Origin of the sequence: Microcystis sp. LE19-84.1B (assembly GCF_027531875.1) — a bacterium.
In the GTDB taxonomy this organism is placed as follows: Bacteria; Cyanobacteriota; Cyanobacteriia; order Cyanobacteriales; family Microcystaceae; genus Microcystis; species Microcystis panniformis.
Genome location: NZ_JAPZSR010000124.1, coordinates 1 through 9,906, shown reverse-complemented (window position 1 = coordinate 9,906; position 9,906 = coordinate 1). Strand labels below are relative to the sequence as shown.

At 42.1% G+C, this 9,906-nt stretch carries 10 protein-coding genes and 1 pseudogene; 8 read left to right on the top strand and 3 right to left on the bottom strand.

The genetic code is table 11. The annotated features are described in order from the left end of the window. Positions 1-188 precede the first annotated feature (188 nt). Positions 189-323: a hypothetical protein gene (locus O9324_RS07270; protein ID WP_288139845.1), complete on the top strand. Its 135-nt coding sequence runs from the start codon at positions 189-191 to the stop codon at positions 321-323. Between the two features lie 701 nt (positions 324-1,024). Here O9324_RS07270 and O9324_RS07265 read toward each other — a convergent pair. Next, positions 1,025-2,449, bottom strand: coding sequence for a protein adenylyltransferase SelO (locus O9324_RS07265; RefSeq protein ID WP_502846575.1), 1,425 nt, complete (start codon positions 2,447-2,449; stop codon positions 1,025-1,027). An 82-nt stretch (positions 2,450-2,531) separates the two neighbouring features. On the opposite strand from O9324_RS07265, the gene O9324_RS07260 reads away from it, so the two are divergent. Together O9324_RS07260 and O9324_RS07255 are read left to right on the top strand one after the other, a co-directional pair. Continuing rightward, positions 2,532-2,789: a CRR7 family NDH-1 assembly protein gene (locus tag O9324_RS07260; protein ID WP_288139843.1), complete on the top strand. Its 258-nt coding sequence runs from the start codon at positions 2,532-2,534 to the stop codon at positions 2,787-2,789. Between the two features lie 173 nt (positions 2,790-2,962). Beyond that, positions 2,963-3,373, top strand: coding sequence for a salt stress protein, Slr1339 family (locus O9324_RS07255; RefSeq protein WP_288139842.1), 411 nt, complete (start codon positions 2,963-2,965; stop codon positions 3,371-3,373). 33 nt (positions 3,374-3,406) lie between these two features. Here O9324_RS07255 and O9324_RS07250 read toward each other — a convergent pair whose 3' ends face one another. Together O9324_RS07250 and menD are read right to left on the bottom strand one after the other, a co-directional pair. Continuing rightward, positions 3,407-4,609, bottom strand: coding sequence for a hypothetical protein (locus tag O9324_RS07250; protein WP_002789315.1), 1,203 nt, complete (start codon positions 4,607-4,609; stop codon positions 3,407-3,409). Positions 4,610-4,779: 170 nt separating this feature from the next. Next, the gene (gene menD / locus O9324_RS07245) at positions 4,780-6,489 is read right to left on the bottom strand and encodes a 2-succinyl-5-enolpyruvyl-6-hydroxy-3-cyclohexene-1-carboxylic-acid synthase (protein WP_288139841.1); all 1,710 of its coding nucleotides are present in this window, start codon (positions 6,487-6,489) and stop codon (positions 4,780-4,782) included. Between the two features lie 279 nt (positions 6,490-6,768). On the opposite strand from menD, the gene O9324_RS07240 reads away from it, so the two are divergent. From O9324_RS07240 to O9324_RS07220, 5 genes and pseudogenes are all read left to right on the top strand, one after another. Continuing rightward, entirely contained in the window at positions 6,769-7,179 is a 411-nt protein-coding gene (locus O9324_RS07240; RefSeq protein WP_288139840.1) for a M67 family metallopeptidase, read from the top strand. A gap of 6 nt (positions 7,180-7,185) precedes the next feature. Further along, positions 7,186-7,698, top strand: a complete 513-nt coding sequence (locus O9324_RS07235; RefSeq protein ID WP_288139839.1) for a cobalamin biosynthesis protein — start codon at positions 7,186-7,188, stop codon at positions 7,696-7,698. Positions 7,699-7,705: 7 nt separating this feature from the next. Further along, positions 7,706-8,887: a lipid-A-disaccharide synthase-related protein gene (locus O9324_RS07230; RefSeq protein ID WP_288139838.1), complete on the top strand. Its 1,182-nt coding sequence runs from the start codon at positions 7,706-7,708 to the stop codon at positions 8,885-8,887. 338 nt (positions 8,888-9,225) lie between these two features. Continuing rightward, positions 9,226-9,666: a DUF4164 family protein gene (locus tag O9324_RS07225; protein WP_288139837.1), complete on the top strand. Its 441-nt coding sequence runs from the start codon at positions 9,226-9,228 to the stop codon at positions 9,664-9,666. A gap of 112 nt (positions 9,667-9,778) precedes the next feature. After that, positions 9,779-9,906: pseudogene (locus tag O9324_RS07220) on the top strand (DUF4164 domain-containing protein); the annotation flags it as partial.

The window sequence follows — 9,906 nt, the reverse complement described above, 5'->3', positions numbered from 1 at the left end:
CCTCGTAGGTTTGGTTGAGCGAAACAATACTGGGTCGAAAATGGCTTAATTCGCCTGAAAAAGCGAAACCCAACCACACCAAAAGTTACTCTTGGTTTGGTTTACATGATTCAACCCAAACTACAATAACAATTATACTATTTATCTTTGAACAAAGTAAACACAATAAAGAGTAACATTTGGGGTGGTTGGGTTTCGCTTTTACAGGCGAATTAAGCCATTTTCGACCCAGTATTGTTTCGCTCAACCCAACCTACGAGACGATCGGCGATCTGCTACGCAGTACCTTCGGCATCGCACTACCAGAGCAGCAATTATTGTAGGTTGGGTTGACGCAAGGAAACCCAACCAAGAGTAACCTTTGGGGTGGTTGGGTTTCGCTTTTTCAAGTGAATTAAGCTATTTTCGACCCAGTATTGTTTCGCTCAACCCAACCTACGAGACGATCGGCGATCTGCTACGCAGTGCCTTTGGCATCGCACTACCCAGTGCCTTCAGCATTCCACCTAAACTCACAGCTTCAATCAATGTGCATGGTGCGTTCCCCAAAATCGAGCGGTGGAGCAGTAAGACCCCCATTAGGGAACGCACCCTACGGATTGTTTTACTACACATTATAGGTCAACTTTCTGCACAACACTCTCCAGAGTAACGATATAGATCAACTTTCTGTATATCACTCCATTTAGGCGCAATCGCAAGAAACTTTCCCTATATCACACCCAAAAGCCTGTTAGCCAGATTAGCTTACTGCAAACAGCCTCCTTTAAGGAGACTTATCACAGAAGCTTTCTAGAGTTCTAGCAAAGATTCTTAGATATGACGGCACTTTGTCACAAAATTTTACTATTATTTTGACACTCTTAATGGTTAGAAGGGAAACATTGATCGCCAAGTCTGGTCAATTTTTGTCCAACGCATTTCAGGAAATGACCTAAATAAGTAGCTAGAGATAATTAATTACACATATTTAACCACCTGTTGCCTATTCTAACCAAGAAATTAATTTTGTCCTCTTACTTAATTACTGTTTATTTTGTAATTTTATCACTAATTCTTGGAAAGGTTGCCAATCGTCTTTATAGGTAATGGCTTCCCAAACCGATTCGATTAGCGGTCTAAGTAAAGCGGTTTTAGGATTATAATGCTTTAAAGTGTCGCCAATTTGAGTCAAGGAATCTAGGGGTAATTGATTTAAGACCAAACTATATAACTCTCGCCAACGTTGCCAATCAGCTTTTGGTAAATCCATATTTTCAAGAATTAGAGAACTATTTTCTCGCCAACCGTAATTAAATTGTTCACTTAATTGATAGAAAAATTCGTGATAACCGAGGCCAGTTTCTTGGAGAACTTCCACAGTTTTGCTGACCAGTAAAGCGGATTCGGGAGTAAAAATATCCTCAAAACCTAACTTTTTGAGCATCATTTTTTGATAATAAAAATTGTAGTGCTGGTCATAGTTAGCCAAAGCCATATCTAACTCTAACAAGGAGACAACCATGGCCAGGGGAGATTGCAGTAACTCTAGATTTAAGCGACAGATAAAAGGCTGATTACCATAACTATAACGGCCACCGTAGTCGAAATAGGCCGCCGTAAATTGGGGGTTATAGGAAGGAATAAAAGCGTAGGGACCATAATCGAAACTTTCCCCAGTAATTGACATATTATCAGTATTGAGAACCCCATGACAAAAACCTGCCGCCATCCATTGGGCTGCTAATTTAGCGGTTCTTTCAATCAAAGCGGCGTAAAATTTTAAATAGCGATCGCTATCTTGGGGATCGATTTCAGGATAATAATAAATAATTACATGATCGAGGAGTCTTTTAATTAAATCGCCACGTTTAATATGAAATAAACGCTCAAAAGTACCGAAACGAATATGAGAATTACTAACTCGAATCATCACCGAAGATCGCGTCGGGGAAGGTTCATCACCGCGCCAGAGGGATTCCCCCGTTTCCACCAAACTCAAACAGCGAGAGGTATTCACCCCTAAACCGCGTAAAGCTTCCCCAGCTAAGACTTCTCTAACTCCACCCTTGAGAGTTAACCTACCGTCCGCATGACGGGAATAGGGGGTCCGTCCCGATCCTTTCGTACCAAAATCGTATAATTTGCCATCAATCCCCCTAACTTGACCGTAGAGAAAACCGCGACCATCTCCCAAGAAAGGATTATACTCGCCAAATTGATAACCGTGGTAACGTAGAGCTAAAAAAGGGTTCAGGGATTGAAATTTACCAAAAGCCTCGATAAAATGCTCATCTAAGGTTAATTCTGGCTGAATTCCCACCAAAGGTAATAAAGCATCATTGCGAAAACGAAGGATATAACGGGGAAAATCCGCGGCCGCAACTTGATCGTAGTATTGGTCCCCCAAGTCCTGCATGGCGCTTTCGTAAGGGAGACTGAGAAAGGGATTGGTGAGATGGTCTGTCATAGTGGTGGTGTCGATCGAGCGTTGAGGCGATAAAGTGATAAAGATAGCCAAAAAATTTTCCTACTGAGACTATCAAACAGCGATGCCCGATTCTATTATGTATCAAGGGGACTATTTTCTTGTCCTTGAGGCTGATCAACCTGAACAATTCCAGACTCCCGACCAGTTACAGGATAAGTTAAAAGATTTAATCACCGCAAAACCGGAGATTTGTCCCCGACAATTGGCAAAATTCTCTAGTTTTGAGGAAAAAGCTCTCTATCTGCGCGATAATTACTGCGAGTTAGACCTGGGTGAGGGGGGTTATCTACAATGGTATGTGGTCCGTTTGGAAAAATAAGGAAACCCATTATTAAGTAGTTAGGTGTTAAAAACTGTCAGACACCCCCCTTATCAAGGGGGGATTAAGGGGGGATCAATCTTCAATTTAATTATAACCAGCTACTTAGTTATTAAGGCAGAGGCAATCAGAGCAATTATCTTTTTAACTTTTTACTTTCTAACTTGATCATTATGGGAGAAATAGAAGATTTACTGGCACAAATGAAGGCAGAATACCAGAAACGGGATCAGGAAAAACCGATGCCGTCCCCTTCTTCTCGCCAAGAAAAAGATCGTTCCCCGGCCGAATTTAAGGTTAATTATGCCGGCGATTCTTCTACCGATGCGGTTTTAAAAGCTTTAGCCTTAGAAAACCAAGAAAGGCAACAACAAGAGGCAGCGGAAAAGGAAAAAGCGGCGGCATTAAAACAGCAGCGCAAGCGAGAAGCTTTAGCTAGAAAGGCGAAGCAATGGTTAGATAAATTGGATGCCAAATCGGAGGAAGGACGCTGGTTTGAGGAGTTTTCATATAGCTACGATTCTCCTTTAGAAGCGGCGATTACCTATCTAGAAGCTTTGGGAGAAGTGGATATTTCTAAATGATCAGGTCTAATTTAAAGTTGTGGGTAAATTTGCTTAGTCAAAAACTCGATTATGCCACCAAATATTATCACCGGCTAGAATATTTGTGCCGTAACGAGGGACGATACCGTAAACAGTGCCGGGGTCATAATCCAAAGCTTCACTGATGAGATTGTAGAGACGTTGTAGATCAAAACCCCGGGGGTCACAATGGGGATATTTTCCTTGATTAATCAGAAAACTATCCACGGCAAAATGGCTGACAATTTGCGGTAATTGTCCCGTTTGTAAGGCTGCGAGGAGATAATATTTCGCCGTTTGTTGGTATTGAAAATCGCTGTAACCGGGGAGGGGTTGCAAGCGTCCTTTGGTCAAACAGTGGGATCCCGGCGCTTGTACCAGTTCAATGTTAACACTGGAGATAACCCGACGATTTCTTTCGGCAAAAACTGGTCGCAAGCGATCGCAATTAGGGTGAGATAGCTGCTGACAAATCGCTTCTGTTGCCCATAATGCGGTAGTTTTTGCCCCATCAAAGTAATTTATGGGATATTGCTTGACTAAACGCTTAAAGACGGCTTCTGAAGGCGTATTTAACCAAATTCTCGCTCTTTTTTCTAACTCAGGGGCCGATCGCGTACTCAAAGGAACACCCTCTAAAGCAAGAGCAAAACCCTTGACGCGGATAGTTTCTGGGGTAAGTTGCCACAGTTGACGCACTAATTGATCTCTGGTGTCTGCGGGCAGCATTTCGGCTGCTTGTTCGTAAAAAGTGGCCGTGGGACGGTGACGTTCAAAAAAAGGCCGGGCGATCGAGTCTAAAATATCTTTATCCCTGGAATGCGGTTTGCGGGGGATGTAAACATTGGGACCCAATTTCATCGGACCGCGAGCATATTTTTTCTGTTCTTCGATGTTACCCGCAGTCATACTCCAAGCTGTATCGTGGAGAATAAACAAAGGAGTGCGATCGAGGGTTAATTCGGTGTCTGGCGGGGTAATTTGCAAAAATTCGGCGATTTTCTGCTTTTCTAACTCATCTAGACTCTTACCGGCTAAATTCTCCCCCACAGTGGAGGGATTAAAAATATTTATGGTTGCAGTGGAAAGACTAGAGGTATTCAGTTTTAAAATCAGTAGGGACAAGACCAAACTAATCACCAAAGAAGTCACTCCCCATCGCCATTGTTCCGGGGGAAAGATAGAATATCTGGGGAGAGAAAATTGTCTGGATTTTTGCCGTCTTTGTCGATTCATCGGACTTTTTTAACGCACTTTCCACCCATTGTATTCACTTTCTCGAAAAAGGGAATTAATACTAAATCCGTTGAGTATATGCTACCTATCAGGATAGGCACTCTTGCAATAGGCAGCTTTATTCTCCCCACTTCCCCACACCCCACACCCCACACCCCACACCCCACACCCTACACATAATTACTGAGGAACCATTGGGTATTAAAAGCTCGATCGCAGGATATTTCTAGTAATCTTAGGCCTGATTCTGGTAAAACTGCGATTTTTTGCTGAAAATCAGTCCAATCGCTAATTAAATGGTAATCGATACCGTAGGTGTGACAGAGTTGGCAAAAGTCGATATTTTGGGGAGTGGCAAAAAATTCTTCAAAGGGAGGGTCAAATTTGGCGATCGGCAACATCTGGAAAATGCCTCCCCCCTTGTTATTGATTAAAATTATGGTCAAGGAGCCAACAAAATATTTTTTGATTAAAAAACCATTTGTATCGTGTAATAGGGCTAAATCTCCCGTTAATAGCAGACTAGGGACATTTTTATAAGCCATTCCTATTGCAGTGGAGAGGTTGCCGTCGATGCCATTGGCCCCGCGGTTAAAATAGGGACGGATTTGGCGATCGCTAGGCGGGTTAAAAAATTCGGCATAGCGAACAGGCATACTATTAGAGATAAAGATCGGGGTGCGGGGGGGGAGGTATTGGGAGAGCAGCCAGGGGATTTTTCCTTCAATCAGTTTAGTTTCTGCTGCCAAAAGGCGATCGATTTTAAATCTGGCTTGCTGGTCGAATTTTTGCCATAATTCTCGATATTCTCGGTTATTATCGGGTTTTTCTGGGAATAGATGTCCTAATTGCTCGATATTTCCCCTGAGATGTCCGGTTTTTCCCTGTAGAGGATCATAATTATCGGGATGGGGATCGATAATCCAGCGCGGACAGTCGATTTCTTCTAACCAGGTCCGTAATTCTTTGCTGGTGGGTAATTCCCCAATTTGCAGGACAACATCGGGGGTTAATTGGGTTTTAATGGCAGGATTCCGCAATAATAAATCATAGGTGGTGATGAGATAGGGATTTAAACCTGCATAGTTTCGCAGAGGAGATAAAGCTTCTGCTAAGACGGGATATTGTTGCGATCGAGCTAAATTAGCGATCGCCTGACAGTAACTTTCGGGGTTTTGCGGGGAAGCTAATCCTGCGATGATAATTCCTTGGGGGGGTAAAGAAGGAATTTCGAGAATTGAGTGGTTAATGGCGATATTTTGCCGAGATATGTGGCTAAAAAAAGCCTCTTGGTCAAAATTAGCCTCTAAATTGTTAATTTCTAGATCGGGAGTTGGTGCGAGGGGATCCCGAAATGGTAAGTTCAGATGCACCACTCCGGGGACAGGATCAAGACAGCGCCACCACGCGTGGATGATAGTTTGACGGAGATAGCGTAAACGCTCGATATTGGCACTAGGACAGCTAATTTCCGCTTGCCAATTTGGATAATTACCGTAGAGTTTGACTTGATCGATAGTCTGACCGGCATGAGCATGACGCAATTCTGGGGGGCGATCGGCGGTTAGAATTAATAAAGGGACATGACTTTCTTTTGCTTCAATGACTGCGGGATAAAAATTAGCCGTGGCGGTCCCGGAAGTGCAGACTAAAACCACCGGTTGATATAATTGTTTGGCTAATCCCAGGGCAAAAAAAGCGGCCGAGCGCTCGTCTAAGATGGGAATAGCTTCAATCTGGGGATGTCTTGCCAAGGCTACCGTTAAAGGAGTCGATCGCGATCCGGGAGAAACCACCCCTATCTTCAATCCCAAACGGGCCAATGTTTCGACTAAAATAGAACCCCAAAGTGTATTAAGATTGCGAAAATCGATCGACATTTATCAGTTCAGTGCAAAGGTTAGGGGACAATAAGATAAATTTAACATTGGCTGGAACTGGCCAAGAATAAGTTATTCCTAAGTCAGCGATGCAGAAGTTACTAAAAGAGGGCGAAGGCAATTGGCCCCTACAATAATATTATGGAGCCAATGGTAGGGGCGCATCGCCTGCGTCCAAAATGTCCTATAGATATTTCGACCAAATTGAGATGCACCCAGTTTTCAAGTTCCCTATAGCCAAAGCAAACTAACATCAATAGGTTTTGAAAATTTTCCCTTATGATCCTGATTACAGACCAAATTTACCGGCGCATTTTCACCCACGCAGAATCCACCTATCCCGAAGAATGTTGTGGGTTACTCTTAGGAAAAATTACCGAAACAGCAGCCCAAGTGATCACCGTACAAACCACAGAAAATAACTGGTCAGGTAATAGGAAAAACCGCTTTAGTATTGCACCAGAAGTGCTTTTACAAGCTCAAAAATCGGCACGGGAAAACCAGCTAGAAATTATCGGTATCTATCATTCCCATCCCGATCATGCCGCCATTCCCTCGGAAATTGATCGCCAATTAGCCTGGTCAGGATATACTTATTTAATTGTCTCCGTAGTTTCAGGACGAGCGATCAATTTACAAGCTTGGCAACTGGACGAAGGCGAACAATTTCAACCGGTAAAAATATTGTAGTCTTGTATGACTAGCGCTTCCCCTGCTTTCCACTCACCCGCAATCGATTTAATCGGGATAGGTCCCCTGTGGACTGGTTTTAGCCAACCTCGTTTTTACCCCGATCCTTCCGGGCCAAAAGTGCAGTACCATGGACGAGTATTATGGCTAGGAATAGGTTGCATCCGTGGGACGGAGAAAACGGTCATAGATAGGGCAATTAGGGATGTTTTTAAGCGTTATCACCTCTCTTTAGCCGCTATTGCCGGTATTGCCACCCTTGACATCAAAGCTAATGAACGGGGTTTAATTGCCTATTGTCAAGAGCAAGGATTGCCACTAAAAACCTTTACTGCTGAGGAGTTGAGAGATATTAATGTCCCCAATCCCTCAGCTATTGTCCACAAGAAAGAAGGAACCCCTAGCGTCGCTGAAGCTGCCGCTTTAAAAATGGGCGATACTTTGCTAGTAAGCAAGCAAATAGAAGCCAAATCGGTGACGGTGGCAGTTTCTTTGGCAGCCAGGAAATATAGAGGATAACAAATCGATGCTTAAACGGATTTTATTTCTTAGTAATGGTCATGGTGAGGATTTAAATGCTAGTTTAATTCTGGGGGAATTACAAAAAATTCAGCCCCAATTATCTATAGCTGCTTTGCCTTTAGTGGGAGAGGGAAAAGCTTATCAAAAATTGCCAGTACCAATTATTGCCCCCACTGCCACTATGCCATCGGGGGGAATTATTTATACCAATCCTTTTAATTGGATTAAAGATATTGGTGCGGGATTAATCGGTCTAACTATTAAACAAATTCAGGCAGCTTTTAAAGTTAGCAAGGATTGTGATTTGTTGATAGCAGTGGGGGATATCGTGCCAATTGCGATCGCTCGTTTAACTGGTCGTCCCTTTGTGGCTTTTATTGTTTCTACTTCCAGTTATTACGAAGGTACAATTAAATTACCTTTACTGACAGAATTATGTTTAAGATCAGACAAGTGTTTAAGGGTTTTCACTAGGGATAAATATACAGCAACAGATTTACAAAATCGGGGTATTAAAAAAGCAATTTTTGCCGGTTATCCAATTATGGATGTTCTAACACCAACGGGTAAAGATTTAGAATTAGATAGTCAAATTCCCATGATTGCTGTATTAGCGGGGAGTCGTTTACCCGAAGCTTTGAGTAATTTGGCTTTACAGTTACAAGTCTGTGAGGAAATAGTTAAAATTAAACCGATGCAGTTTCGGGCTGCTATCATTCCTAGTATCAGAGAAACCGACTTAGAAAATTTAGCTAAACAAGAGGGATGGCATTATTTAGGAGCGGGAAAATTAGAGAAAAATGGGGCTTTATTGTGCTGTTATCGTGATGCTTTTGCCGATATTATACACCATTGTGACGCTTGTTTAGCCATGGCAGGGACAGCAGTAGAACAAGCGGTAGGATTAGGAAAACCCGTCCTACAAATACCCGGATTTGGTCCCCAATTTACCTACCCTTTTGCCGAGGCACAAATGCGCTTATTAGGGGAATCGGTGATAACTATTGGACAGAAACCCACGGAGGTGAATTTATTTAAAAATGCCGCAGTTAAAATTATCGATATTTTGGCAGATTCTCCTTATTTATACAGATGTTTAGAAAATGGCAAAATTAGAGTGGGAGAGTCCGGAGGTAGCAGCAATATTGCCGAGGAAATTTATAGCATTTTTCACAGAGATAGTTAATTTCCCCTTTTTGCTGCCTTACCTGCCTATTCAAAGCTGAATTTTTTTCCGATAATTAGGTTATGCTGAAAAAGTAGGAGCGAAGCATTCGGATAGAAAATCTACGGTTTCAGTGATAGGTTATACTAAATCCGTTGAGTATCGGCTACTTATCAGGAGAGGCAATAGGTAATAGAATGTAGGTTGGGTTGAAGCATGAAACCCAACACTTGCAAGGGTTACGCTACCGCTAACCCATCCTACAAATAATTGTGCCTCCCTACTTATCAGGAGAGGCAATAGGCAATAGATAATCAGTCTTTAATAACTGGATTTAGTATCACAGGGATTTTACCAAAATGTCTAACGAAACCGTTACTTATAGTCTTGAATCCGTCCTCAAGGAAATTAAAGACAGCATCAAGGAGGTTAACCAAAAAATCGACACCTTTCAACAGGATGTTAACCAGAAATTTGATAGCCTACAGAAGGATTTTAACCAGAAATTTGATAGCTTACAAAAGGATGTTAACCAAAAAATCGATACCTTGCAACAAGATGTTAACCAGAAATTTGATAGCCTACAAAAGGATTTTAACCAGAAATTTGATAAAATTGACGAACGGCTAACTAAGCTAGAAGTAGGACAAGCAAAACTAACTGAGAAAGTCGATGGGATGGATAGAAGACTAGAAAAGGTGGAAGGAACCCAAAAAAATCAAGTTTGGACGTTAATTATCCTTTTAGCAGGAGCGATCGGAACAGCCGCGTGGCGATCCTTTTTTTCTGGTAATCCTTAGAAATATTACCATAATACTAAATTCTAGGCAATAGGTAATCAGTTTTTAATAACCAGATTTAGGATTAAAATAAAATTATTATACCATCATTACTCCCAGGGATGTTACCAAAATGTCTAACGAAACCGTTACTTATAGTCTTGAATCCGTCCTCAAGGAAATTAAAGACAGCATCAAGGAGGTTAACCAAAAAATCGATACCTTGCAAAGAGATGTCACCCAAAAAATCGATACCTTGCA